This window comes from Cytobacillus sp. IB215316 (genome assembly GCF_033963865.1).
In the GTDB taxonomy this organism is placed as follows: Bacteria; Bacillota; Bacilli; order Bacillales; family SM2101; genus Nanhaiella; species Nanhaiella sioensis.
This window is the reverse complement of sequence record NZ_JAXBMC010000002.1, coordinates 153,473-177,897: the sequence shown is the minus strand read 5'-3', so window position 1 is coordinate 177,897 and position 24,425 is coordinate 153,473. Positions and strand designations below refer to the sequence as shown.

At 34.8% G+C, this 24,425-nt stretch carries 24 protein-coding genes; 17 read left to right on the top strand and 7 right to left on the bottom strand.

What is annotated here, in order from left to right; translation table 11 throughout:
* Positions 1-186 precede the first annotated feature (186 nt).
* Entirely contained in the window at positions 187-1,836 is a 1,650-nt protein-coding gene (locus SLH48_RS05220; RefSeq protein WP_320257273.1) for a M20/M25/M40 family metallo-hydrolase, read from the bottom strand.
* Positions 1,837-2,313: 477 nt separating this feature from the next.
* On the opposite strand from SLH48_RS05220, the gene SLH48_RS05215 reads away from it, so the two are divergent.
* From SLH48_RS05215 to SLH48_RS05205, 3 genes are all read left to right on the top strand, one after another.
* Positions 2,314-2,907 (top strand): dienelactone hydrolase family protein, encoded by a 594-nt coding sequence (locus tag SLH48_RS05215; protein ID WP_320257272.1) that lies wholly within the window; start codon positions 2,314-2,316, stop codon positions 2,905-2,907.
* 68 nt (positions 2,908-2,975) lie between these two features.
* Positions 2,976-3,140, top strand: a complete 165-nt coding sequence (locus tag SLH48_RS05210) for a hypothetical protein (RefSeq protein WP_320257271.1) — start codon at positions 2,976-2,978, stop codon at positions 3,138-3,140.
* Between the two features lie 221 nt (positions 3,141-3,361).
* Complete coding sequence (locus tag SLH48_RS05205) at positions 3,362-3,580, top strand: hypothetical protein (RefSeq protein WP_214482363.1); 219 nt, start codon at positions 3,362-3,364, stop codon at positions 3,578-3,580.
* A gap of 204 nt (positions 3,581-3,784) precedes the next feature.
* Here the strand turns inward: SLH48_RS05205 and SLH48_RS05200 are convergent, their stop codons facing one another.
* From SLH48_RS05200 to lexA, 3 genes are all read right to left on the bottom strand, one after another.
* Positions 3,785-4,918, bottom strand: coding sequence for an alpha/beta fold hydrolase (locus tag SLH48_RS05200; RefSeq protein WP_320257270.1), 1,134 nt, complete (start codon positions 4,916-4,918; stop codon positions 3,785-3,787).
* A 181-nt stretch (positions 4,919-5,099) separates the two neighbouring features.
* Positions 5,100-5,705 (bottom strand): TetR/AcrR family transcriptional regulator, encoded by a 606-nt coding sequence (locus SLH48_RS05195; protein WP_320257269.1) that lies wholly within the window; start codon positions 5,703-5,705, stop codon positions 5,100-5,102.
* A 694-nt stretch (positions 5,706-6,399) separates the two neighbouring features.
* Positions 6,400-7,023: a transcriptional repressor LexA gene (lexA, locus tag SLH48_RS05190; RefSeq protein ID WP_214482366.1), complete on the bottom strand. Its 624-nt coding sequence runs from the start codon at positions 7,021-7,023 to the stop codon at positions 6,400-6,402.
* Between the two features lie 242 nt (positions 7,024-7,265).
* Here lexA and SLH48_RS05185 point away from each other — a divergent pair, with 242 nt between their 5' ends.
* The 4 genes from SLH48_RS05185 (at position 7,266) to tkt (ending at position 11,309) form a co-directional block, all read left to right on the top strand.
* The gene (locus tag SLH48_RS05185) at positions 7,266-7,580 is read left to right on the top strand and encodes a LysM peptidoglycan-binding domain-containing protein (protein ID WP_320257268.1); all 315 of its coding nucleotides are present in this window, start codon (positions 7,266-7,268) and stop codon (positions 7,578-7,580) included.
* Positions 7,581-7,592: 12 nt separating this feature from the next.
* Complete coding sequence (locus SLH48_RS05180) at positions 7,593-8,243, top strand: recombinase family protein (RefSeq protein WP_320257267.1); 651 nt, start codon at positions 7,593-7,595, stop codon at positions 8,241-8,243.
* Positions 8,244-8,850: 607 nt separating this feature from the next.
* Entirely contained in the window at positions 8,851-9,081 is a 231-nt protein-coding gene (locus SLH48_RS05175) for a DUF896 domain-containing protein (protein ID WP_214482369.1), read from the top strand.
* Between the two features lie 221 nt (positions 9,082-9,302).
* Entirely contained in the window at positions 9,303-11,309 is a 2,007-nt protein-coding gene (tkt, locus tag SLH48_RS05170) for a transketolase (RefSeq protein ID WP_320257266.1), read from the top strand.
* Positions 11,310-11,392: 83 nt separating this feature from the next.
* On the opposite strand, the gene SLH48_RS05165 is transcribed toward tkt, so the two are convergent.
* Positions 11,393-11,815, bottom strand: coding sequence for a hypothetical protein (locus SLH48_RS05165; protein WP_320257265.1), 423 nt, complete (start codon positions 11,813-11,815; stop codon positions 11,393-11,395).
* Between the two features lie 305 nt (positions 11,816-12,120).
* Between SLH48_RS05165 and sirA the strand changes: the two genes are divergently transcribed.
* From sirA to SLH48_RS05130, 7 genes are all read left to right on the top strand, one after another.
* Positions 12,121-12,558: a sporulation inhibitor of replication protein SirA gene (gene sirA, locus SLH48_RS05160; RefSeq protein ID WP_214482372.1), complete on the top strand. Its 438-nt coding sequence runs from the start codon at positions 12,121-12,123 to the stop codon at positions 12,556-12,558.
* 185 nt (positions 12,559-12,743) lie between these two features.
* Positions 12,744-12,956, top strand: coding sequence for a YneF family protein (locus tag SLH48_RS05155; RefSeq protein WP_214482373.1), 213 nt, complete (start codon positions 12,744-12,746; stop codon positions 12,954-12,956).
* A 306-nt stretch (positions 12,957-13,262) separates the two neighbouring features.
* A complete protein-coding gene (locus tag SLH48_RS05150; RefSeq protein ID WP_320257264.1) occupies positions 13,263-15,011 on the top strand; it encodes an ABC transporter transmembrane domain-containing protein in 1,749 nt (582 codons plus the stop codon).
* A gap of 2 nt (positions 15,012-15,013) precedes the next feature.
* A complete protein-coding gene (locus SLH48_RS05145) occupies positions 15,014-16,801 on the top strand; it encodes an ABC transporter ATP-binding protein (protein ID WP_214482375.1) in 1,788 nt (595 codons plus the stop codon).
* Positions 16,802-16,917: 116 nt separating this feature from the next.
* Positions 16,918-17,625, top strand: coding sequence for a cytochrome c biogenesis CcdA family protein (locus tag SLH48_RS05140; RefSeq protein WP_214482376.1), 708 nt, complete (start codon positions 16,918-16,920; stop codon positions 17,623-17,625).
* Between the two features lie 178 nt (positions 17,626-17,803).
* Positions 17,804-18,160: a response regulator gene (locus SLH48_RS05135; RefSeq protein WP_214482377.1), complete on the top strand. Its 357-nt coding sequence runs from the start codon at positions 17,804-17,806 to the stop codon at positions 18,158-18,160.
* Positions 18,161-18,571: 411 nt separating this feature from the next.
* Positions 18,572-19,048, top strand: coding sequence for a cytochrome c biogenesis protein CcdC (locus SLH48_RS05130; protein ID WP_320257263.1), 477 nt, complete (start codon positions 18,572-18,574; stop codon positions 19,046-19,048).
* Positions 19,049-19,268: 220 nt separating this feature from the next.
* On the opposite strand, the gene SLH48_RS05125 is transcribed toward SLH48_RS05130, so the two are convergent.
* Both SLH48_RS05125 and SLH48_RS05120 read right to left on the bottom strand, forming a co-directional pair.
* Positions 19,269-19,694, bottom strand: coding sequence for a DUF2621 domain-containing protein (locus SLH48_RS05125; RefSeq protein ID WP_214482413.1), 426 nt, complete (start codon positions 19,692-19,694; stop codon positions 19,269-19,271).
* A 484-nt stretch (positions 19,695-20,178) separates the two neighbouring features.
* Positions 20,179-20,385, bottom strand: coding sequence for a KTSC domain-containing protein (locus SLH48_RS05120; protein ID WP_320257262.1), 207 nt, complete (start codon positions 20,383-20,385; stop codon positions 20,179-20,181).
* Between the two features lie 782 nt (positions 20,386-21,167).
* On the opposite strand from SLH48_RS05120, the gene SLH48_RS05115 reads away from it, so the two are divergent.
* The 3 genes from SLH48_RS05115 (at position 21,168) to SLH48_RS05105 (ending at position 24,361) form a co-directional block, all read left to right on the top strand.
* The gene (locus SLH48_RS05115) at positions 21,168-21,557 is read left to right on the top strand and encodes a hypothetical protein (RefSeq protein WP_320257261.1); all 390 of its coding nucleotides are present in this window, start codon (positions 21,168-21,170) and stop codon (positions 21,555-21,557) included.
* Between the two features lie 417 nt (positions 21,558-21,974).
* Positions 21,975-23,030, top strand: a complete 1,056-nt coding sequence (locus SLH48_RS05110; protein WP_320257260.1) for a beta-propeller fold lactonase family protein — start codon at positions 21,975-21,977, stop codon at positions 23,028-23,030.
* Positions 23,031-23,116: 86 nt separating this feature from the next.
* Entirely contained in the window at positions 23,117-24,361 is a 1,245-nt protein-coding gene (locus tag SLH48_RS05105; RefSeq protein ID WP_320257259.1) for a hypothetical protein, read from the top strand.
* The last annotated feature ends 64 nt before the right edge of the window (positions 24,362-24,425 follow it).

The following is a 24,425-nucleotide window of genomic DNA, read 5'->3' as shown; positions in this document are numbered from 1 at the left end:
TTTTCTATTGTAGTCAACAGCAGTGAAATGTGCAATAAAAGAATTCTACGTTTTAATGCTTTTGTTCTGTTATAAAACATTCCAGAAAATTAAACGACATGAACCCGATCACGTAACCTCTTTGGAATGATGGTATATATCTAGTTCATCTTTTTGAAGACTTTTCGGCAGAAGGAGAAAATATATTTAACAACCTTGATCAGACTTCGAGTAATCAAATAATCTTTGGATACAGTATGGGAACAACTCCAGCAACGTGTCACAAGTATAATTAACATCTAATCTCTCTGTCCATTTATGAGCATCTCGTCCTATTGGTCCAACATTTAATACAGGTATATCTAATTGCTTTAAATCTTCAATTGGCAGTGAATATCCATGATCCCAAAGTGGGAAATTAGCAATTAATGGTTGAATGGATGATGGTGAATGTTGGAGTCCGACATAGCTTAAATCGGATATGCCATTAAAAAACAGCACTTGCTGAAATAGTATGTTGTGCATACTGTTAGCATAGATATTTAAGTCTGACATAACTTGTTGAATCATTGGATGTTCATGGGAATAGACAGCTGGATAAAAGGGTGGAGCAAAAAAGAGAACGATCATTGGTGATAAATGTTTACATAAAGAAGAAAGTTGATCAACTATAGTAATAGAAAGCTCTCGATCATCTAGATTTTGCTTATGCTGTTCGAATATTTCTTGATGCAATGCTTCAATTCTTTTACTTCCGTACCTTTCTTTTGCGTATGTAACGAGCTCTTCATACGTATAAACTTTTACATGTAGGGATGGTGTTTCAGAATTTGTTAATGCTGCAAAGCTGCTAGCTTTATCAACAAATGATTGTTGGATACGTAAGGCAGCTGTATCCGTAATTTTTTTTAATTCGTCTGTAAGTTTATTCATTGGTTTTTTAAACATGAATACATTAAAGAGTGTCACGGCTTTATTTGTAACTTGAACAGAGTATTCTTTTTGTAGGTCATGTTGAATAAGGGCAGTTGGTGGAGGGGTTACTTCATTATTTATTTTTTCACAAAGAATTGTATTTAACTCTAATTCATCGTTAATGATTGAAGCCATGTAATTGGCATTTAGTCCTGAAAATGGCTCACCAACATGTGTTTCTTTGCCATAACAAAAAAACCCGGGCAAAACTTTGCCAATTGTTCCGGTATAAAGATATTTTGTTTGATCGCCTGGAAAACGTGAAAACATCGGTTCCGAATTGAGTACAGCAGTATATGTTAATTTGTGAGTATCTGCTAATTCAAGAAGGGTAGGTATAGCAGCTCTCATACCTACAGAATTCACTTCCTCATCAGGAACTGTTAGCAATAAAATATTTCCATCAAAACCCCCGTTACATGCTAACTCAATCATTGCCATGTGCATAGCCAGGCCACATTTCATATCCATCGTACCTCTTCCGAATAACCAATCCCCAGTTTCCAAATCATCGCTTACTTCTTTTGGCATTTCAAATTTGTGTTTATAGAAATATGCTGTTAACTTTTTCGCATCAAAGGCAAGGTGATGGAGGTTGCCGTAATCAGCAACGTCAACGACGTCAAAATGGCTAAGGAGAATGACGGTTTTTTTACATTTGTCAGACCTTTTAACTAGAGCGGTCGCAAAATAACGTCCATCGTCTGTTGCATGTAGGGTTATATGGTCTTTGTGATTTTGAAAATATGGTAGTGACTCGAGTTCGGATATTACAAATTGTGGTAACCATGTTTCTGCTTGAGAACCAGTAACACTAGGAATACTTACAAGCTGGCAAAGAAGATCTATGAATTGCTGCTTTGATTGCCATTTTTTACTCATATGATTATCCCTCCACTTACTTTATGGAATAGTTAATTATAATTAATCTTTAAATAACTATTGAACACTCAAGCTTTTGTAAAAAAGCCAGCCTAATTAAAGTTGTTAATTATTCTACTAGAAAAATTTACAAATTAATAGACTATTATTTAATTTTATCAAAGTTACAATAAGGTAAACAAAATGAACCCATTATAGAAAATACGCTCAATAATTAATCAATTAAAGATTTTTCCTAATTAAAAATCCGAACAATTGAGGAGTCTATATGTTGTAGAAAAGGTTCTGTACGAACATTTTTTAACTATTGTTAACAAACAAATGACATCATTAACAAGTAGGTTATAAGGTTGTCATAGTTATAAAGAAAAGAATACGCTCTGCATTTATGGTTAAGTGTGCAATGTATGAGCACAATTATTAAAATCTATGAAGCCATTGAAGAAATTAGGTCAATAATTATTAGGGGTAAAGTAAATGATTTCTTACAAAAATAAATCAGACAAATTAGTGATCGTTGTTCATGAAATATACGGCGTAAATGAGCATATGAGACATATTTGTAAAGAACTATTCAATAAAGGCTTTGATGTGATTTGTCCCAATTTGTATAGTGAAAACAATCAATTTCATTACGATGAGGAGAAATTGGCTTATCACCATTTTGTTAATAAAGTCGGATTTGCTAGAGCAGCTACCTACGTTAAGGCACTTTTAAAAAAATCTAGGCAGGAATACAGTAAAATCTTTATTCTTGGTTATAGTGTAGGTGGGACAGTTGCATGGCTGTGCAGTGAAGACCAGAATTGCGATGGAGTTATTAGTTATTACGGTTCAAGGATAAGGGACTTTATTGACATGATCCCAGCTTGTCCCGCACTACTAATTTTCCCAGAGAATGAAAAATCATTTCATGTCGATCAATTGATTACTAAACTAAACGATAAAGAAAAAATCACCATTAAAAAATATAGAACAAATCATGGATTTAGCGATAACAACTCAGAGAACTATTGTGAATTATCTGCTAAGCATGCATTTAATGAATTGTTACGCTTTATAAGTAGTTGATAAGAAAGGGCCTTCGAAAACTCTGTTGCATTTTTTCACCTACATTTGAGCAACTGGATGAGTATGATATGATTTTTATAGTCTTTAAAGAAGATAAGGTGCCGAACGTGTTTAGCGCTTATCATAAGGCACTTTTTGTAAACTTTATTCCTATAGTTCCTAAAACAGATGATAAAGATACTGTTTTACTCAACTGTCATCGTTTTATAGAAGAAGCTTGTCTCGAATATTAGTTTTATACGAGTTATATTTTAGTACGAAAAACTACATTCTATACAAAACCAGCCTATTATGAAAATCTACAATTAATGTGAAAACAGCCAATAGAAAAATCTGAACTAGGTAGAAATGTTAATGTATTGCTGTTTCAATCCGCATTCTTTGCCAAAATCATGAAACTTCCTACTATTTTTATTCGTATATTATATATATAACTAAATTTGGGGGAGTTTGTATGAAATTTATAATATTTGGGTTTATCTTGTTAGTTATTATTATTGCCATTACTGCGATTAGTACTGGAAATGCTAACAGAACAAAACATCGTATTCATAAGACAAGTTCATCAACTAGTAGTAACAATGATGGAAATGGTGTAGGCTTATATTCATCTGATTACGGTCATGGCGACAGTGGGGGCAGTGGTGACAGCGGAGGAGGAGGGGGAGAATAGATAAAACTAAAGGCCCATAAACGTGGTTTTATATGTTACTCATCGTTGTACAGAAGAAAAAATGCTACGATTTCTAGTTGAAACGTGTTCTTTCTTAATACGAAAAACAACTTAAATTAAAAACCCATTAACTGATTTATATTAGTTCATGGGTTTTCTTCAGCAGGTTAGCTTTATCTTTATTTTTCTAACCCTACAAAATTGTTATTCTTTTTCATTTAACCAATTTGCCATGACTCTGAGAGCAAGGCCGAAATTTCCCACCTGACAGTGATTATGAGCATGATCATCTCTAGTGAAGATTCTTTCAGTTATAGACTTTGCATTCGTTAAAGCTTTTACTTGAATATCGTGCATTTTTAGCGGTATAAAATGATCTTCTGACCCTGTTAATATTAATACATCTTGTGTAACGTGTCCTGATTTTAAATGTGCAGCATTGAATTCTAATAATGCCATGCCACCATCTAACGGAGTATCAGTTTTAGTAATATACATTAAATTATCGGTTCCCCATTTTTCTTGCGGCATCATCTTCATTTTTACATCAGCCATCCAATACATTAATTTAGGATGTTTGAAAAGCCATAAAGCAAACTTCTCAATAATAGGTGGGGGGATTTTCATGTAGTCGTAGGCTATACTAAGAGCAATCACTCGTTTAATTCGCTGTTCATGCGCAGCTGCTCTGAAGCAAAGCCAGCCACCCATGGACACACCTAATAAGGTTACGTCATTTAACTTAAAGTAATCTAGAACGGCTTTTGTTGGTTTTTCCCATTCATAACTAAGTGCTAAGCCAGATTTTTTTAAGGCACCACCTTGCCCTGGTCCTTCAAATAATATGACCTCATAGTTTAAATGTGCAAAATAGCTTGCCATTGAGTATAGCTCTTCCATAAATGAATCAAATCCACCATGAATGACAATTGTTCCTCTGGCATTTTTATTGTTAGAAGGCAGTCTCATTGCAGGTAAGTATACATTTTCGTAGGGTATGTTATAACGTTCAATATCATTTTCAACAAACAGGTCATTATAAAACATTTCAATGAATGTATCATACAGCCTTAATTTATCTGGGTCATTCGGATGAGTAAAAAATTCTGCAGCCCTGTAATAAAATGTTCCATTCATTATGCGTTTTTCATCAATAGCTTTTTCAGCCTGCTTTATCATTTCCTCCTTCCAATCTTCTAACTTTTTTATTCTGGTAGCTGCATCCACCATGTCTTCTTTTCGTGTGTATCCCATTGAATACCACCGATTCATTTGATAGTCTATAATTTTTGTTTTATGAAAATCATGGTATCCTACAGGATAATCAAATTGGGCCATATAATAACTCTCCTTTTCAAATTAAGCTCGTTATTTTGAAAAATAATTGAATGCAGAAAGGAACCATTACTTCAACGATGCACAGATGTAGCATATACCTTACTCCAAATTATCAGTTAGTCAGGTAGAGACTTAAATCTTCACCTACTTTGCTGATGTCAATATGTGATGGTTAAGATCATTATTGATCTGTCAGGCCATTTTTAAGGAAATCAATTAAGTGGTTTAGACTTGACTCATAGTGATCAGGCTTTGACATATCCGCTACATCCACAATATTAGTGAACAAGAAACCAATTAGTGATTGGACGAATTCCAGTGGTAGTGTCTGCCTAATTTCACCTTTGTTATAGGATGCTTCAATGAGCTTGTTCATTTGGTCATTATCCTGAAAATTATGCCTTGTCAACGCCTTTTCGTATATGGGAGTTCCTTTTTCTTTAATAAAGCTGTTTGCAAAACGATTAATATCTGGATATTCATTGGCAAATTGCATTCCAATTCTGATTTGTGTTTTAAATATCGAAAAAATGTCTTTGGAATAATCACTTGGATTCATAACCTTGGCAAGGAATAGTTGCTTTTTTTGAATCAACATGTCTATGAGATTTAAGTAAAGATCTTCCTTGTTGTTAAAATGGTAGTAAAATGAGCCCTTACTCATATTCGCTGTCTTCAAAATATGATTTAATGAGGCTTTGTCATAGCCTTTTTCCACAAATTCATTTAATGCTGCTTGCATTAACGCATCTGAATGTTCGAATTCTTTATTAAATCCTCGCGTCAATTACATCATCTCCTACAAGTTTTTAATCTTAATCGTTAGCTCTGTTCGTAAACTTTGTTGTTATAGTTCTTTATCCTGAAGATAAAGAATACCGTCATTTTATATGAGAATAGATGGCACAAAATCTAGCTGTATTCGTGTTTATTAGTGCAAAAAAAACACGCTATGCTGAAATAGCCTGATAGTTAATGCTGCTTGCTTATTATACATATTAGACCGAATGGTCTAGACCGTCAAGTCTAATCTCGGGATAACGAGCATAAAATTGGTGACATAGTGGGGGATATGAGAAAAAGTGACTAAGAAAATCATTGAATGATAAATTTAAACTAAAGACTTTTTGCTTGAATTTTGTTTTTTTACTAAAAATGGACAGTATTATGAGTTTTATAGGAGCTTAGAAAAGGTGTCTTGAACGCTAGATATATACGTGTGTATATCTTAAAAGTAAAAACAGCAACCATTGTGAAAATAGCCAATCAAAATGAATTCGGAGGGAGCTTACAATATGACAAAAAAATCCTTAGCTCAGAGGTTCTAAGCTAAGGATTGGATTATAATATGAGATCGTATGAATACATTAAAAAGCATTGTGGACTGCTAACCTGTATGTTAATCTATCTGATTGGAACAACGTTTTAAAAGAGACTGTTTGTCAAAGAATAGATCATACATTCGTTATGTACAATAGTGTTTAATGGATGGTACGATACACCCCGATTACTTTTCCTAATATAGCTACATTACGAAGAATAATAGGTTCTAAAGTTGAGTTTTCTGGCTGAAGTCTTATGTAGTCTTTTTCTTTAAAAAATCTTTTTACTGTTGCCTCGTCATCCTCTGTCATTGCAACAACGATATCTCCATTTGAAGCAGTTTGTTGTTGCCGAACAATGACGTGATCCCCATCTAATATACCGGCCTCAATCATGCTATCTCCCATTACTTCAAGCATAAATACATTTTCGTCAGGGGATACAAGTTTATCAGGAAGAGGGAAGTATTCTTCAACATTTTCAATTGCTGTTATTGGTTGACCAGCTGTTACCTTTCCTATAATCGGTACATTCATGACGTTATTTTTTGGGATTACATCAGCAGGATCTAAATCTAATATTTCAATTGCTCTAGGTTTAGTTGGGTCTCTACGGATTAGTCCCTTACTTTCTAAACGAGATAAATGACCATGAACTGTTGAGCTTGAAGCTAGCCCTACCGCTTCTCCAATTTCTCTAACAGAAGGTGGATATCCCTTTGATTGTACTTCTTGTTTTATGAAATCTAGTATGTCTTGTTGCCTTTTCGATAATTTTGCCATCGTTAGCACCTCATTATAATAATCTTTTCTATTGTTAGCATGTATACCCGTTCATAACATTAAAAAATTAAGATCATCTATTAATAATGTAAGGATATACTAGAAAGATTTTACTTTCATTCATTATAGCACGACTTGTTATGTATAACAAACGTAAGTTCGTAAAAATGTTGACATAAAACATTTGTTCGTATACAATAACTAAAAACGAACATGTATTCTGTTAATCAGGGGGACTTATTATGAAACAATCTAAAATTTACTATATCTTATTTTTTACTGTTTTTATCGGCTTTGCTTTTGCACTAATTACTTCTTATAAGGATATCGAGAAAAATGATTATATTACTATTAAAGTAGAAGATGGAGATACACTTTGGGATATTGCGTCCGAGTATAGTAACAGTCACGATTTATCAATCAATGACTTTATCAGTTGGGTAGAGGATGTAAATCAAATAGCTCCTGATAGAATTTTTTATGGTGATGAAATTTATATTCCAGTGTTAAAATCAGAAGGTAATAAAATATATGATACATATGCAGTTAACAATTAATCGGAGGTAGAAATGGAAAAAGCAATAATATATTGTCGTGTTAGTACAAATAAACAAACACAGGAGACATCATTAACACGACAAAAGGCAGAATTACTCCAGCTTGCAAACAGTTACCATTTTGATGTGAAGAAAGTGGTTGTAGAAAGGGCAAGCGGATATGACATGGATAGAGATGGCATTTATGAGCTATTGAATGAAATTAAAGAACAGCATATCGATGCCCTTTTAATACAAGATGAGACGAGGCTAGGTAGGGGTAATGCAAGAATAGCTTTGCTGCATTTTATTTTAAAGGAAAGAGTTAAAATATACACAGTTCATCATCATGGAGAGTTACAATTGTCTGAAGCTGATTCCATGATGTTGGAAATTGTTAGCATTGTTGAGGAATATCAACGGAAAATACATAATTTAAAAATTAAACGGGGAATGAAACGAGCTATCGAAGAAGGGTATAGACCTGAGAGGAATTTAAAAAACATCCATGTAAGCTCAGGTAGAGAAAGAAAGGAAATACCTATTGAGGAAATTATAAGGTTACGACAAAATAATCTCACGTTTTCAGATATAGCGGCAACATTACGTGGTCTTGGATTTGATGTGTCAAAAGCAACGGTACATCGACGTTATAAAGAATATATGCATAATAATTTAGAGTAGATGGCTAACAATAGAATGAACGAATGCTGTAGTATACAAGTTACAATTGTATACTTTTATTACGTTGTTATTGAAAGGCACTTTTCGTAAGCTTTGTTACTATTATTATTACATTAGTACCAAGAAAAGTGGCTTTACATGTTAGTCCTCGTTGTAGAGAAGAATAGATGCCACAATCTGCAGTTGAGTCTAAATATAAAAACAATCATCAATGCGAAAACAGCCTTTCGAAACTTGGTAGCTATTATAATAAAGGAATAGACAGTAAGACGGAGTTTTGATTGGGTCCCCAAAATTATAAGTAGAGAAGGTACGACAAAAGCTAGATGTATACGTGATTAATTCTTAGTCTGAAAAGCAACAGTCTGTATGAAAATAGGCTATTAAAATGACACTATTGGCAATATCATTGTATTCAACTAAAGTGGAAGGTTAAAACGTAATTATTAGCCGATTGACAATGTTTTCAGAGAAGAAAAAATCCAGCAATTGCTAATTGTATAAGTCTTTAGTTTTTTGTACTAAAACAAAACCGTTGAAAATGAAGCTCTCTTCTTGTAATATGTACAGAACATAATATCCTATTGAATAGAAAGGAAGCATTGACGTGTTATCAAATGAAAAAATTAATCGTATTAACTATTTGTCAAAAAAATCTAAATCATCTGGGTTAACGGATGAAGAAAAACGTGAACAACAGGATTTACGCAAGGAATATATTCAATCGTTTCGTAATTCGATGGAAAATACTTTACATTCAGTAAAAGTAGTAGATAAAGAAGGAAATGATGTTACGCCTACAAAATTAAAAAAGAGTAAGAATAGCCGTTTTCATTAAGGCTAGAGTTATTACCATTCGTAAATTTTTATTTTATAATCTTCCTAAATTATAAGCTGAATGAAGGAAGTTTAAGGATACATCATTTTATGTATGGTTTTTTGTACATACTATGAAAAGATGTTTTCTTGAACAAAATGTATCTTTTTTTCACAATGTATGTACATTTGTTCATTTTGAATATATGATATGTACTATAATGATTGAAAGGGTGGTATTTTATGTCACTTAATATTGATGATTTATCTATTGCTGCAATCAGAACTTTATCGATTGATGCAATTGAGAAAGCTAACTCAGGACATCCAGGCATGCCGATGGGAGCTGCTCCTATGGCATATACGTTGTGGACTAAATATATGAACCACAACCCGTCTAATCCTCAATGGTTTAATCGTGATCGCTTTGTATTATCAGCTGGGCACGGATCAATGCTATTATATAGCTTATTACATTTAAGTGGTTATGACGTAACGATGGATGATATTAAAAATTTCCGTCAATGGGGAAGCAAAACACCAGGGCATCCAGAATATGGGCATACTGCTGGAGTTGAAGCAACAACAGGGCCACTTGGTCAAGGTATCGCGATGGCTGTTGGTATGGCTATGGCTGAAAGACATATGGCATCTACATATAATAAAGATACATTTAATGTTGTAGACCACTACACATATACAATTTGTGGTGACGGTGACTTAATGGAAGGTGTATCAGCTGAGGCGGCATCGCTAGCAGGTCACCTTAAGCTAGGACGTCTAGTTGTGTTATATGATTCAAACGATATATCTTTAGACGGCGACCTCGATAAGTCATTCTCTGAAAGTATCAAAAACCGTTACCAATCATACGGCTGGCAGTATATTCGTGTTGAAGATGGTAATGATATACAAGAATTATCGCAGGCTATTGAAGAAGCGAAGGCAGATACTGACCATCCAACGATGATTGAGATTAAAACAGTCATTGGCTACGGAGCACCTAATAAGTCAGGTAAGTCGGCAGTACATGGATCTCCACTAGGTGCAGATGAGTTAAAGTTAACGAAAGAGGCATACAACTGGACATTTGAAGAAGATTTCCATGTACCGTCTGAAGTGTACGACAATTTCTCTGCTACTGTGAAAGATGCTGGTAGTAAAACAGAAGATGAATGGAACCAAATGTTTGCTCAGTATAAGGAGCAATACCCTGAGTTAGCAGCACAGCTAGAAGCAGCTATTACAGGGAAACTTCCAAATGGTTGGGAAAAGGAGTTACCAACTTATGAGGAAGGAAGTAGCTTAGCGACAAGATCCTCTTCTGGTGAGGTATTAAATGCTATTGCTAATAGTGTTCCACAATTTATAGGTGGATCTGCTGATCTAGCAGGATCTAATAAAACAATGATTAAAGAGTCAAATGACTTTATGCCAAATTCATATGGAGAAAAAAATATATGGTTTGGTGTACGTGAGTTTGCCATGGGAGCTGCTCTAAACGGTATGACACTTCATGGTGGTGTGAAAGTATTTGGTGGGACTTTCTTTGTATTTTCTGATTACTTGCGTCCTGCCATTCGCTTAGCAGCTTTAATGAAATTACCAGTAACGTATGTATTTACGCATGATAGTATTGCTGTTGGTGAGGATGGACCAACTCACGAGCCAGTTGAACAGCTACCAGCACTACGTGCAATGCCAGGTCTATCAGTCATTCGACCGGGTGATGCCAATGAGACAGCTGCAGCTTGGCAGGTGTCAATTGAAGCTACTGATAGGCCACACGCTCTTGTGCTTACACGTCAGAACTTACCGACTTTACCAAACACGAAGCGTGATGCATATGAAGGTGTAAAACGAGGAGCATATGTTGTGTCTCCAACAAATAATGACAATGTAGATGCATTGCTCTTAGCATCTGGCTCAGAGGTTAGTCTAGCTGTTGAGGCGCAGAAGTCATTAGCTAATGATGGCATTCATGTATCAGTTGTTAGTATGCCATCTTGGGATCGTTTTGAAGAACAACCACAAGAATATAAAGATGCTGTTTTACCTAAAAACATTAAAAAACGTTTAGGAATTGAAATGGCTTCTTCATTAGGATGGGAAAGATATACTGGCGATGAAGGTGAAATTTTAGCGATCAATCAGTTTGGCGCATCTGCACCTGGAGAAAAAATAATGGCAGAGTATGGTTTTACAGTTGAAAATGTAGTTAACAAAGTAAAGAGCTTATTACAAAAATAAGCAAAAGAGGGCCTTTTTTCAAGGGCTCTTTTTTTTAGGCTGTTTTCGCGGACATTTTTTTCTTTTAGAATAGGAACGATAGCTTAACTTCTCCAACGCAAAATAATACTTAAATGGCAACAATCAATTTCACTAGTTGCTAAAATAAAAGTGATTGTAATACCATCTGGATTAAATGAACATTCAACTTCTGAAGTAATCCCTGTTGATTTAATTAATTGTTCAACTTTATTTAACTGAGACTCTTGAGCGGCGGTCATGACCTGATGTGCAAATTCCTTAGAGTAAGCAATTTTATTTAGAACTAAAGCGGCCTCACTCATCAACTTTTGCATTTCTTTTGCGGATTTACTAAACATTGTAGTGTCAACAGGAGGAAATTGTCTGTTATTAAATGGGTGTCGACTAGTATGGTTTATATGATAGTCGTTAAGGCATGGAGGGGAATTATATATTATTTGATAATGGTATGCACTAGGATCACAATTACCTTTGGGGTTAAACACCTTATCATACCTCCTTCAATCTTTCTGTTAAGCTATTTTCGCTTGGTCGTCGTTTTCGCATTAATTGTTATATTACACGAATTGTATGCATGTTTTTTGTTTTAGAAGGAAAAACAGTTATCTATGTGTAAGTAGCTTTCAACTTTTATATTATACGCTCATAAATAAAATAGGTGATTATCATTAAAAGAGAGATTAGACAGAATTCGGCAAAACAAGTGGTTCATTTTTGCGGAATAAGACAATAATTTAAATAAGACAAGTCTATAATTAAATTAAATATGTAGGATAAGGGAGGGAACTTTGTGAGACACTATCGTATTTATTTAATTGAAGAACAATTTGCTAAGCATTATTTTGGACGAGAGAAAATGCTATTACAGCTGTTTGTAGATTATGAACATGCTAATGGTGCAAGAAAACAATTACTAAAAAAACAAATTGAGTATATAACTCAACCAATTCCTACTCAAACAATCCACAAATTATTGGTGAAACAACTACACAACCAGAACGATAATAACTCTCATCGTAAGGTTCATTCCATATTATTGCCTGATAACAAAAGCTATGCAAAATTAGTCGTATATGAAGAATACATGCAATTAACTGCTGAAGGAAGCTATGAAGCTGAAGCTGTATTTTTTGAGATTATAAGAAAATTCGACCCATGTTTCTTAGCAATGGATATACAGCTCGATCGGTATGGCTGGTTAAAACCAGTTAAAATGAATGCTCTATAGTAATGTTAGTGAATCTTTCATTACCATTATTGTATATAAAATATTTTGAATATTCTGTAAAAAACAATAAAATGACATGTTTTTTATAAAAATTACTTCTTATTGAGACTTTTGTGCTTAACTATTGTATAATCGTATTTGGTTTAGTACACTGTAATGTAGACAATTTGAAGGAGGAAAATAGTATGTGGGAAATAGTTCTATGGGTATCTTTAGGTTTAATTGCTGGAGTTGCTCTAGGATTTTTCATAGCTCGAAAATATATGATGAACTATCTTAAGAAAAATCCACCTATTAATGAACAAATGTTGAAAGTGATGATGGCGCAAATGGGTCAAAAGCCATCACAAAAGAAAATTAATCAAATGATGAAAGCAATGAACAACCAAATAAAATAAAGTTGTAAGGCACTCAAATGGTTGGGTGTCTTTTTATGAATTCGATTACAAATAATGAAGATGGTCTGCAAATAAACTGTTATGAAGTTTTCGTATATGTTAGATTATTCATACATATTATTTCTTTGCAATACTAATAAACATTATTTTTAATGTTTATGTATATGTACATACCTTATCATAGTAAATATCAAGCACTTTCTCACTGAGCGATGAAATCTTATTGGTGAAGAGGGTGAGGCAAGAGACTTAACTTAGTACAGCGATTTTCAAGCTTACTTGACTGAGTTCAATGGGGGACAAAAGATGAGTGTTTTTAAAGACTTGATGTGGTTTTTTAAAAAAGAAAAAAAGTCATATATTTTTGGAATTCTCGTGTTGTGTATAGTAGCTATGCTGGAACTTGTTGCGCCAAAAGTAATTGGGATTGTTGTAGATCATATTAATGATCAGACGTTATCTATTAATCTCTTATTAAAGTGGATGTTGTTACTAATTGCGGTTACTATTATAGTTTATTTTCTCCGTTTAGTATGGAGGATGATGATTTTTGGATCTTCAGTAAAGCTGGCTAGGTTGTTACGAAACCAATTATTTGAACATTTCACAAAAATGTCTCAATCATTTTACCAAAAAAAGCGTATAGGTGACTTAATGGCACATGCTACAAATGATATTCAAGCCATTCAGCAAACAGCGGGTGCGGGAGTATTAACACTTGTCGACTCAGTAGCTACTGGTGGTTTTGTATTAATTACGATGGCAGCCACGATTAGTTGGAAATTAACATTAATTAGTCTAATACCTTTGCCTTTTATGGCATTAGCAACCAATTTTTACGGAACATTATTGCATAAACATTTTCATAAAGCACAGGAAGCTTTTTCTTCTTTAAACGACAAAGTTCAAGAAAGCATTAGCGGGATAAAAGTTATTAAAACTTTTGGACAAGAAAAAGAAGACAATGAGGCATTTTTTGAACAATCTGAAGACGTCGTCAAAAAGAATGTAACTGTGGCTAGGATTGATTCGCTGTTTGACCCTACTATATCTCTCATTGTTGGACTATCTTTTCTCTTGGCAGTTGGGTTTGGATCCAGATATGTCCTACTAGGTGAGATGACATTAGGAGAGTTAGTTTCATTTACGACGTATCTAGGTTTACTTATATGGCCTATGCTGGCTTTTGGTTGGCTGTTTAACATTGTGGAAAGAGGAAGAGCATCATATGACCGTGTGTCTAATTTATTATCTGAAAAAATCGACATTGCCGATGATTCAAAAGATAGTAAGAAAATTCCTTCTGGTCATATTACCTATGATATTAATAGCTTTACGTACCCTAATGAACAGCAAAATGTTTTACATGGAATTAAATTTAAACTACGAAAAGGAGAAACAATTGGTATTGTAGGTAAAACGGGTGCAGGTAAAACAACTCTTTTAAAGCTCCTCTTACGAGAGTTCGATAAATATGAAGGGGAAATCTTATTTGGGGAACATCCTATTGAGAAGTATTCTTTGCATGAATTACGTAGTGCCATAGGTTATGTGCCACAAGATCATTTTTTGTTTTCAAGTACAATAGCAGATAATATAGCCTTTGCTAAACCAGAAGCATCAATATTTGAAATACAGCATGCAGCAAAGCTAGCTCATATTCATGAAGACATTATCGGATTTACACATGGTTATGAAACAATAGTTGGAGAAAGGGGTGTTTCATTATCAGGTGGACAAAAGCAACGGATAGCAATTGCACGAGCCTTATTGATGGAACCAGAACTTCTCATTTTAGATGATTCTTTATCAGCCGTAGATGCGAAGACAGAGGAGAAAATTCTTTCGTCTCTAAAAGACAACCGTAACGGCAAAACAACAATGATAACATCTCATCGATTGAGTGCTATTCAACATTCAAACCTCATTATAGTTATAGATGAAGGTAGAATTATGGAACAAGGGACTCATGAACAGCTAATGAATCAAGCTGGCTGGTATAAAAAGATGTATGTTACTCAGCAATTAGAAGCACTTGTTGAATTTGGAGGATAAACATGGATAAATCAATTTCTGCTAAAAAGCAGCGTCAAGTGTTGTTTCGACTGCTTTCGTATACGAAAGCCCATAAAAAATCTTTTGTCATTGCATTTACTTTATTAATAACTGCAACAACAGCTGATATCATCGGTCCAATCTTAGTCAAAATATTTATTGATGACTATTTAACGCCACAAAATTTAGAATATGGACCGATTCTATTGTTGGCAATTGGATATTTAGGTTCCATCTTGGCTAAGGTCATTATTCAATATTTCCAATTATTAAAGTTTCAGCAAATAGCACTAAAAATTATTCAGCAATTACGAATTGATGTATTTAACAAAGTACATCAACTTGGTTTATCGTATTTCGATAAAACTCCTGATGGGAGCATTGTTTCTAGAGTAACGAATGATACAGAAGCAATCAAAGATATGTTTGTTAGTGTGTTAGCAACTTTCGTTCAAAACGGTGTATTTTTAATTGGTATTTTTGTGGCTATGTTTTTATTAAATGTCCAATTAGCAATTTTTTGTTTAGTCCTTATACCAATTATCTTTCTTATTATGAAAACTTATCGTCGTTACAGTTCTAAATATTATCAAGATATGCGTGAAAAGTTGAGTCAGTTAAATGCTAAACTAAATGAATCCCTTCAAGGTATGGCAATCATTCAAGTTTTCAGACAAGAACGCAGATTAAGAGAAGAGTTTGCTCATATTAACGAAGGTCATTTTCGTGCGGGAATGAAGAATATTAAATTAGATGGTTTGTTATTACGTCCAGCTATAAACGTAGTTGCTACATTGGCATTAATCCTAGTGCTTTCTTATTTCGGGATAATTTCAATGGATGGACCTATTGAAATTGGAGTACTGTATGCATTTATTAGCTATTTAGACCGTTTTTTTGAGCCTGTTAATGAGATGATGATGAGATTATCACTTTATCAACAAGCCATTGTTTCAGCTGATAGAGTATTCAATTTAATGGATGAAAATGAACTAGCACCTGAAAGCGATAGCGATAACAATCCTTTGATCAAAGTTGGCAATATTGAATTTAAAAATGTTAGTTTTTCTTACGATGGTAAACAAGATATCTTAAAGAACATTTCGTTTACTGCAAAAAAAGGAGAGACAGTTGCTTTGGTTGGGCATACTGGTAGCGGGAAAAGTTCGATCATCAACCTGTTAATGAATTTTTATCAATTTAATCGAGGAGATATTCTTATTGATGGAGTATCTATTAGAAAATATAAAAATAAGGAATTAAGGTCTAGTCTTGGCCTCGTCCTTCAAGACCCATTTTTATTCGTTGGTACGGTAGCTGATAACATCAAACTGAAAAATAATTCTATAAAAGAAGAGGATTTGAAAAAAGCTGCACAATTTGTCCAAGCTGATTCATTTATTGATAAGCTACCGAATAAATATAATCAAGAAGTTGTTGAAAGAGGGTCAACATTTTCTAGTGGTCAACGTCAACTCATCGCTTTTGCAAGGACAATTGCAACAAACCCAAAGGTACTTATACTTGATGAAGCAACCGCAAATATCGATACTGAAACTGAGGAAGCCATCCAAGCTGCATTATCTAAAATGAGAGAGGGTAGAACGACAATAGCAATTGCTCATCGACTTTCAACAATCCAAGACGCAGACCAAATTCTCGTTCTCCATAAAGGTGAGATTGTTGAAAGAGGTTCTCACCAAGAGCTTCTTCAATTAAAAGGCCTATACTATAAAATGTTTATTTTACAAAATGGTCAATCTGATAAATTAGAAGAAATAGTATTTTAAGGAAATCATGAACAGAGATAGTAAGTTCGACACAAATATGTCACAATTTCAAATGAGGATTTACCTCTTTTATTTGCTAGAATATAAAGAGAATCTACTACGTAGGAGTTGTTTAAATGGCTGATGTTAACATCTTTCTAGCATTTGGAGCTGGTTTTTTATCTTTTATATCGCCTTGTTGTTTGCCATTATATCCAGCATTCTTATCATATATCACCGGTGTTTCTGTTGGAGAATTGAAAGATGAAAATACCAAATTAGCAAAAAGAAGCTTATTACATACAATATTTTTTCTACTTGGTTTTTCAGTAATCTTTGTTGCGATAGGATTTGGTACATCATTTATTGGAGAATTTTTTATTAACTACAAAGATTTAATAAGGCAAATTGGTGCCATATTAATTGTTTTCTTTGGTCTAGTTATAATTGGAGTCTTTAAACCTAAATTTATGATGAAAGACGTAAAGCTCGAATTTAAAAATCGTCCATCTGGTTATGTAGGATCTTCTTTAATTGGTATGGCATTCGCAGCAGGTTGGACACCTTGTACTGGTCCAATCCTTTCAAGTGTGTTAGTGCTAGCTGCAGCCAATCCCGGTTCAGGAGTAATATACATGACTGCGTACTCTTTAGGTTTTTCAATACCATTTTTAATCCTATCCCTTTTCATAGGAAAAATGCACTGGATACGCAAACATAATGTAACCATTATGAAAATTGGTGGATTTATAATGATAGTCTTTGGAATTATGTTGTTTTTTGACTTAATGACGAAAATAACGATTTATCTTACGCCATTTTTTGGTGGTTTTACAGGGTTTTAACTTAAGAGGAGTGACGGGGACTTTTGTTCCCGTTAATTTTTTAGACGGTCATTTTATAATAAATGAGGACTTTCATATCACATCAAAAGTATTGAAAAAATTGTGATTTTTCGATAAAGTATATGATGTTACGACTTTTTGACTATAGAGCTATTAGAGTCGAGGGGAGAAGAATTGTATGGCAAGAGTATTAATTGTTGATGATGCGAAATTTATGCGTATGACACTTGGAAACATAGTAAAGAAAGCACACCACGAAGTCGTTGGTGAAGGTGAAAACGGGAATGAAGCGATTAAATTATACGATGAATTACAACCTGATTTGGTAACTATGGATATAACAATGCCTGGTATGGGTGGAATTGATGCAGTTAAAGGAATTAGACAAAAATATCCACATGCAAAAATTATTATGTGTTCAGCGATGGGACAACAAAAAATGGTTGTTGAAGCAATAGAAGCAGGTGCAAAAGATTTTATTGTTAAACCGTTCGATGAGGGTCGTGTAATAGAAGCTATTAATCGAGTTATTTAAGTCGATAAAATGTTTAGGTTTCTGTTGACGTAATTTGGTAATAAGGAATTAACGACACTATCCCTAAAGTTCATGCTTTTCTTCTTTACAACTAAGCTCCATTCAGAAAAGTTTTTGCTATTATTCATAAAATTTGAGCAGTTGGCCTTAAGAGTGGCATAAATGCTACGAGCGATTGATATAATCGTGTTAGCTCTAAGGATGTAAAGTCGCGGAAATCACCTAATTTAAAGACGATAGCATAGAACCTCATTTTGATGTTCTAGACGATCGCAACATAAGTTAAAAAAAGCTAATGTAAAAAACCATTTAAGAAAAGACTTAAATGGTTTTTTTATTTATCTACTATCGTTTATAATGATGATTACGTATAATAAACTTTATAGATAAATAAGCAAAGGATTGATTTGATTGATTTACGCTTCATCAATAGTTGCAATTTTAATGGCGATTGCTGTCATCTTAATTAGAATGAAAGCGGCCAAGAAACCTACGAATGTTAAAAAAATAGTATTACCACCAATATTTATGAGCACGGGGGCATTGATGTTTATCCATCCGATGTTTCGTGTTTCTTCAGCTGAATTGATAGAAGCATTGACGGTCGGGGCTCTCTTTTCAATACTTTTAATTAAGACTTCTAAGTTTGAAGTGAGAGGGGAAGATATATATTTAAAGAGATCAAAAGCTTTTGTATTCATTTTAATAGGGCTACTTATCATAAGAATCATCTTTAAATCATACTTAAGCACACAAATTAACTATGCTGAGTTGAGTGGTATGTTTTGGATTTTAGCTTTTGGCATGATTGTACCTTGGCGTATTGCAATGTATTTTCAATATAGAAAGATTTATACATCAAGGTTAGCCGCGAACGAATCGTTATAAACTTGCAAATTTTGAAGTGCTTTTAGCATAGGTCTTGTCAAAAACGGTTACCAAAATAGAATCGATTTTGATGAAATTAGTGATGATAAGGTGCATAAAAGCACCGTTTACTCTTAATATGAAAACAACAAACAATGATAGCAAACGTAAAAATAGGCTGTTCTCAATTAAAATGTCCTTTAAAGGGAGCACTTTAATTGAGTCAGCCTATTTTAATGTGTTAAAAAAAACTTTCGTACGGTGTTAGATCAATTTGTTTTTCTCGTAATGTGCGAACTAAAAATTTATGATCTCTCTTAGGTGTTGCTAAAATATACCCCTTAATGACTAGACTTTGTGTAATTGAGTTTGCTTTTTCCTCTAATGCTATTTCACCAATTTTCCCTGCAATCTTTTGGCGGGCAACATCCCTAAAAAGTTCAGGTACTGGCTTAACTAATTCTTCTAATAAAGCTTTTTGGTCATCAGGCCACAAGTGATACGTTTTTTCAATATAATAATCTTGCCAATCCAATTCGGATTTACCATCCTCTTTCGGAAGTCTTTTGAAGAATTTGCGGAACATGAAATAGCCTCCGATTGCAAACATGCCAATAAGAAAAACAACCCAAAACAGAATAAACCATAAAAACCAACCAGTTAACATCTTTTTCACCTCAAAAAATTCTCACGTTCATAACATCAAAATTAATATTATTATTGTTTGAGCTATAAAGCAACAAATTCTATGAAAATGTTTTAAATAACATTTCGACATTAATTGTAACAATTTTCGTACATTAAAATATAAACAATATGTTAAACGTATACCTGATTATATAAATTAATGGTAGAAGCATCCTTGTGGCAAGGTCTATATGTATAGTGTTTTATCTTTGAGTGTGTTTTTTTGAATTTTCTACTATTAAAACGATGGATTTAGAAGTAGAAAGAACAAAGTTTATAAAAAGAGCAAAAAGAAAAGTTCTGCAAAAACTTGTTTTTTCCATTGTTATTGATAAAGAGGAATACATAACATGGGAAAATCTATACATACTGTTCTCATGTCTCATCTAAAATATTACAGTGTAGATCTTTGAGAGGAACAAGAAATAACTACTTGTATAGCAGTTATTTCTCATATATATGATTTAAACGATACAATAACGGTATGAATTTTTAATATGTTTTGTAAAATATCCACTTTTTGAAGATGCTGCCATTAAGTTTCTGTATACTTCGCTGGGAACTTCGTAGTAGTCACAAGTAATATATTTAAATTTAAGCCTTAAAATCATCCCGTTGTAATCATATCCCACTGCTTCTATTTTTGATGAGTTTATTGCTTGTAGCTGCATGATATCACCTCTTTACAGAATATACATAATAAATAAAAATTGTGTTACTTTAGCTGTAAAATGGTAACTGATGCAATTTATAAGGCATATATATTTTAAGCACTCTATTTGTTGTTTGCTGCACTGATTCTCAAAGCTAGAATGTAGTTTTTCAAAAAAATATATTATAGGCTATGTTTTTTTATAGAGAAAAGCAAAATGAAACAATAACATGGGGGGGGAGATTAGATTGAAGTTATTTAAAGAACAGCGTCATCAATGTAATGTAAAATATACACAAATGTTGACTAAAAATTAAGATATTTACCCAGTTTAATACTAAAGTGCAAACAATATTAAAGGAACTATCATTTCGAACACGTCAGATTTGTAGAAGATTGAAAACGACGAAATTAGCACGCATTAAGTTCTAACGGTATCAATCAGCACAAGGACCTCACACCTGTCTAAAAATAAGCTCAATAGCGTCATACAGTTCGAATGAGAAATGGTTAGAGGAGGTGTGTATGAGTCATACGATGACCAAAAAGAAATTGTGTGTGACGGAGAAGGTCGAGGTCGATTCAAAAGGTAAGGAGGAAGGCGTTAGTGTATCGGATATGAAAGCGAAGATCGAACGGTTTAAGCAATCGGTAGACACTGACGAATAGAGAGAGATAGTTAATAAGAAGGGATGCGGAATAATAGGGCTGACTTGATGTCGGTTGAGGTCGTACGTCCAATCACGGTTATAAATATCGGCATAAAATACCGTATTAAACTGTGATTATGGAGGTAGAACAATGAGTCAGTATAAGAAAGTCAGTACGTGTTGTGGAAGTGCTATCAAAGAAGATAAAACGTGTGATTGTCCGTGCCAATTGATTGTTGATGATATTCAATGTTCATTCGATAATTTAAGTAGTGATAACCCAATAAAAGAGTTTTACAATGGAAGGGCTGTCGGATTGCACGGTAATGTCGTATTAAATGTAAGTGACCCTAATGATAAAGTAGTTTTTAACTTTACTTCAAATGGCGCAGTACAATCTATAACTCTAGATAATATCAACCCTTGCAAATTCTTTTCGTTGAAGAATGTAACTAAAGTAGATGTGATGTTTATGGGGGCAAATGGAACTACCTTGGATGGGTTTATTGATTTGCATGGAATGACAGAGTCGTGTAGTTAAGTCTGCAAGCCGAACCTGACGCGCGGTACCACGAACACTTTCGACTTAAAATGGAAGGTTAATCGTATGCACTATTTTAGCGTAATAAAGCACAGGCAACACGCTACAAACACCGCCAAATCAACGATGTATAAAATTGCGAATGTTCGATAAATTTACACGCCTTAGAAACGCTGTCATATCAACGGTTGTGAGAGCGTATTGGTTCCTATAGCTACTATTATGTAAACTAGAAACGAATGACGTATACAGTGATATGCAGAAAACGAAGTGTAATCGCAAGGAGAAAACGGCTTACCCCCAAGCGCGCCCGACCAAAAGCCCTTATCAGGTGAAAAAACAATGCGGATTCAAAAAATCACTTTGACCTTACTCTCGCATACACTACTAGAAACGAATTAAGGAGGTCGGTACAGAATGGTACTGGCTTATGTGGTGAATAACGGTATTGTCGGAAACCCTTCGAATGTATCTGTCATCGATACTAAGACGAATTCAGTTTTAGCAACTGTACCCGTGGGAATTAGACCACGATCTATCGCTTCCATGCCTGATGGTAAAATAGCATATGTTGCAAACACTGACTCAGATAGTGTATCGATTATAGATACTAAGACTCATTCCGTTATTGCCACTGTGAATCTTTTTTCAGGACCAAGAGATATAGCTATTTCACCTGATGGCAAGCTTGTTTATGTTGTAGGCGGAAACACGCCAGATAATAGTGTGTTATCAGTTATAGATACTAAGACAAACTCAGTCATCGCAACTGTGACTGTAGGTAGTGATCCTAACGGTATCGTGTTAACACCTGATGGTCAATTTGCTTATATAACAACTGACGATACCTCAAACTTATGTGTCATAGATACAAAAACTCATTCTGTTATCGCGACTGTGGATGTTGTAATTACTCAAGATGATGTAGCGTTTACCCCTGATGGAAAACTCGCATATGTAGCTACCTTTGCTAATAACGTGTCAGTTATTGACACTAAGTCACACTCAGTTATTGCTACGGTGCCCGTAGGAGTTTTCCCGTTTGATATCGAGTTTACACCTGACGGAAAACTTGCTTATGTAGCGAATCGTGGTCCGGATGATACAAGTGGTTCTGTAACAATAATCGACGTCAAAACTCATTCTGTGATCGCTACGATGTCGATAGGTAATGAGGGTGACTTCCCTGAGAGAATCGCTATTACCCCCGATGGGAAATTAGCGTATGTAGTTACTCAAAACGGAAACACTGTCACAGTTATTGACGTTAAAACCCATTCGATTATAGCTACTATTCAAGTCGGTAATAACCAAGATCGACGTTTTGTTGCTTTTACACCAAATGGCAAATTAGCGTACGTAGGAAATGAAAACGATGGTACAGTATCAGTAATTGACGTGAAAACTCATTCCGTTATCGCAACGGTTTCTGTTGGTACTAATCCGATAACTATTACATTCATACCGAACTAACATAGCGTAAATTTATATGCTCAATAAGCTCGCCATCGACGGCGGGCTTTTTTTGCGTGCACTAAAACGGAAAGGAGGATGATCTTATGGCGTGGGAAAACGGTGAGTGGCTCGAATACGATCAACGCCGACATAAAATCGAAGAAATAAACGAAATTATTACGTTAATTGACGCTGAATATACCTCAGTCGAGGAAATGCCGGTCGAAATTGCGCAAGACTACTTTGAATTAATCGAAAAGCTCGAACGCTATAACAGAATTCATCGTGGCGAACGTGATTTGCTCTACTTTGCGTATGAATATTTCGGCGAGGACTTGAACCCGGAAAACTCCGGTAACTGGATTCCGAGCTACGATTTCAACGCGGAAAACGAACTACCGAGCAACGTATTAGCAAATGCCCCATCGTTTCACCATGAAATTTGCGGTCTAATGGACGAAGTATCTTACGTCAAGCGCAATGATAAGGTCGGAGTCGCAGCACCCCGATCTCACGCTAAATCGTCGTTTCTTTCAAAGGCATACCCGATTCATGAGGTCGTGTATCGATTACGCAAATATATCATCATTATTTCGGAAACGCCGGACGTATCGAGCGCTAATATGGATTGGATTTCGAATCAGTTGAAATACAACGAAAAACTACGCGCTGACTTCGGCCCATTGCTCGACCCAAAACTGCAGGGGAACGAAAAGGACAATTCGAGTGAGTTTATCGCATGGCATCCGATCGTTGGTGAACAACACAGACGCGAGCGAGTGGCGTTAGTTCAAGCAGCATCGACCGGACAGCGTTTACGTGGTCGTAACTGGGATGGAAATCGCCCTGATTTAGTTATTTGCGATGACCTAGAGGACGCAAACACCAACGCCTCGACGCCGGAACTTCGAAAGAAGCTGCGCGAATGGTTCGCATCGGTTGTTATGCCACTTGGCGACCCGAAAGGCGAGTTAACAGCGTATGTTTACATGCGAACGACCGTACACCACGACGCATTATTGATGAACATTTTACATAAACGGTCGGATTTTCGAACGAAGATTTATCGTGCGATGATAGAACAACCGAAGAACATGGCGTTATGGGAACAATGTCGCGAAATCTATCAAGATCGCAATAACGCAAATCGAGCCGACGAAGCACTCGCATTTTACGAAACCAATCGCGAGGAAATGGACGAAGGTGCTGACGTGCTTTGGTCGGACGTTCAGTCGTTGTACAAGCTGATGAAATGGAAGTGGGACAACGGTTCCAAAGCGTTCAACACCGAATATCAGAATAATCCAATCGATGATTTTCGTTCCGAGCACCTTTACGTATTGGAATGAGAACACGTCGACATTTGATTACAACGCAAACCAATATTTAATAACGATGGGCGTCGACTTTGCG

What these genes read in the sequence shown, in the direction of transcription:
- SLH48_RS05220 (WP_320257273.1), bottom strand. Translation starts at nt 1,836, where the DNA reads ATGAGTAAAAAATGGCAATCAAAGCAGCAATTCATAGATCTTCTTTGC.
- SLH48_RS05215 (WP_320257272.1), top strand. Translation starts at nt 2,314, where the DNA reads ATGATTTCTTACAAAAATAAATCAGACAAATTAGTGATCGTTGTTCAT.
- SLH48_RS05210 (WP_320257271.1), top strand. Translation starts at nt 2,976, where the DNA reads ATGATTTTTATAGTCTTTAAAGAAGATAAGGTGCCGAACGTGTTTAGC.
- SLH48_RS05205 (WP_214482363.1), top strand. Translation starts at nt 3,362, where the DNA reads ATGAAATTTATAATATTTGGGTTTATCTTGTTAGTTATTATTATTGCC.
- SLH48_RS05200 (WP_320257270.1), bottom strand. Translation starts at nt 4,918, where the DNA reads ATGGCCCAATTTGATTATCCTGTAGGATACCATGATTTTCATAAAACA.
- lexA (WP_214482366.1), bottom strand. Translation starts at nt 7,023, where the DNA reads ATGGCAAAATTATCGAAAAGGCAACAAGACATACTAGATTTCATAAAA.
- SLH48_RS05185 (WP_320257268.1), top strand. Translation starts at nt 7,266, where the DNA reads ATGAAACAATCTAAAATTTACTATATCTTATTTTTTACTGTTTTTATC.
- SLH48_RS05180 (WP_320257267.1), top strand. Translation starts at nt 7,593, where the DNA reads ATGGAAAAAGCAATAATATATTGTCGTGTTAGTACAAATAAACAAACA.
- tkt (WP_320257266.1), top strand. Translation starts at nt 9,303, where the DNA reads ATGTCACTTAATATTGATGATTTATCTATTGCTGCAATCAGAACTTTA.
- SLH48_RS05155 (WP_214482373.1), top strand. Translation starts at nt 12,744, where the DNA reads ATGTGGGAAATAGTTCTATGGGTATCTTTAGGTTTAATTGCTGGAGTT.
- SLH48_RS05150 (WP_320257264.1), top strand. Translation starts at nt 13,263, where the DNA reads ATGAGTGTTTTTAAAGACTTGATGTGGTTTTTTAAAAAAGAAAAAAAG.
- SLH48_RS05145 (WP_214482375.1), top strand. Translation starts at nt 15,014, where the DNA reads ATGGATAAATCAATTTCTGCTAAAAAGCAGCGTCAAGTGTTGTTTCGA.
- SLH48_RS05140 (WP_214482376.1), top strand. Translation starts at nt 16,918, where the DNA reads ATGGCTGATGTTAACATCTTTCTAGCATTTGGAGCTGGTTTTTTATCT.
- SLH48_RS05135 (WP_214482377.1), top strand. Translation starts at nt 17,804, where the DNA reads ATGGCAAGAGTATTAATTGTTGATGATGCGAAATTTATGCGTATGACA.
- SLH48_RS05125 (WP_214482413.1), bottom strand. Translation starts at nt 19,694, where the DNA reads ATGTTAACTGGTTGGTTTTTATGGTTTATTCTGTTTTGGGTTGTTTTT.
- SLH48_RS05120 (WP_320257262.1), bottom strand. Translation starts at nt 20,385, where the DNA reads ATGCAGCTACAAGCAATAAACTCATCAAAAATAGAAGCAGTGGGATAT.
- SLH48_RS05115 (WP_320257261.1), top strand. Translation starts at nt 21,168, where the DNA reads ATGAGTCAGTATAAGAAAGTCAGTACGTGTTGTGGAAGTGCTATCAAA.
- SLH48_RS05110 (WP_320257260.1), top strand. Translation starts at nt 21,975, where the DNA reads ATGGTACTGGCTTATGTGGTGAATAACGGTATTGTCGGAAACCCTTCG.
- SLH48_RS05105 (WP_320257259.1), top strand. Translation starts at nt 23,117, where the DNA reads ATGGCGTGGGAAAACGGTGAGTGGCTCGAATACGATCAACGCCGACAT.